This window comes from Vreelandella halophila (assembly GCF_019903425.1).
GTDB classification, from domain to species: domain Bacteria; phylum Pseudomonadota; class Gammaproteobacteria; order Pseudomonadales; family Oleiphilaceae; genus Halospina; species Halospina halophila.
In genome coordinates, this window is record NZ_JACHUZ010000007.1 from 1 (window position 1) to 1,288 (window position 1,288).

A 1,288-nucleotide genomic window follows, 5' to 3' on the forward strand; every position below is an offset into this window, starting at 1 on the left:
CCATAACACCCTCACAAAACCGCTATACGAAAGGCGTAAAACCCACAGGTCGCAATAATGATCGCCGCAATACCCGGCCAGACCTGGTTCATGGCGCTGGAACATTGCTGATCAATCGTGATCGCGGGCATCTTCATGACACTGGGGATGGTCCAAACCGGGCAGGAATAGCCATTGATGTCCACGTCAAAAAAACCATCAATGGATTTCATCAACTGCGTTTCTTCGATTTCTGACTTGAAATCGGACATGACTTTTTCAACGCCATCGGGGTTCTTGCTTTCATAAAAATCCCCGGCATCGACCCCAGGAGTACCTACCCCTTCACCATCACCGTCGCCACCCGTACCGTCACCACCAGAGCCGCCACCAGTGCCCGAGTCATCGCCAGAGCCGTCACTACCATCAGAACCATCGCCGGAATCACCGCCAGTACCGGAACCGTCATCACCGCCAGAGCCATCGCCACCATCGCCGCCACCGTCGCTTCCATCGTCCGATCCGTCGCCGGTAGAGCCATCATCACCAGAGCCATCACCACTGCCATCATCACTGCCCCCATCATCACCAGTTGGTTGGCACGAATACTCACCATTAACTGTCCCCAGCTGCTCACCATCCCCGCAGGTCGGTGCATCAGGTTCGCCCCCATCAGGATTATCTACCGGATCAGACGAATCAGGGGACGGCAACGAATCACTTTGAGAACAACTAGAACCAGTTGATTTCATATTCTGCATCCAAGACCCATCAGCCATACCGACACTAATAGACCCTGTCTTTGTATATTCACAACCACTAAAACAAGTAGTTTCAGGGGAAGAGCCATCATTAAAAGTCATAGAACGATGATTACCGGATTCGCAATTATTTTCCGGGTTTTTATACTTATAAACAGAATAATATAATTCATCTCCGCCCTCATGGCTTTCAGTTACTGAATCACATCCATCATAATCACTAAGCTGGCCCTCACATTCAGACACATAATCTGCAACATAGGACTCACAATCATTTGTATCACACCTCAAAGAGTTACCGGAATCATATTCAGACATAGCTGAATACTTAGAAATGGGAACAGTTACACTGCCAGCAGGTAGAAAAATCTCCCAATAATCACCCTTATTATAAATATCTGCGCTAACTGGCAGCGACAAAAAGAGAAAGGCAAATAACACAAATAAAGAGGGAATACGGGTCATTGATAAACACCTTTTACCCCTGGAAAAGAGGTTCAAAGACTTGTGAAGCCTTTGACGATCGCAAAACCGCACAAACTTCCCGA

The 1,288-nt window shown here is 48.0% G+C and carries 1 protein-coding gene; it reads right to left on the reverse strand.

Going from position 1 to position 1,288, the window contains the following annotated elements; all coding sequences use genetic code 11:
* Positions 1–11 precede the first annotated feature (11 nt).
* A partial coding sequence (locus H4I92_RS00110) for a hypothetical protein (RefSeq protein ID WP_218668092.1) occupies positions 12–1,288 on the reverse strand: 1,277 nt, incomplete at its 5' end.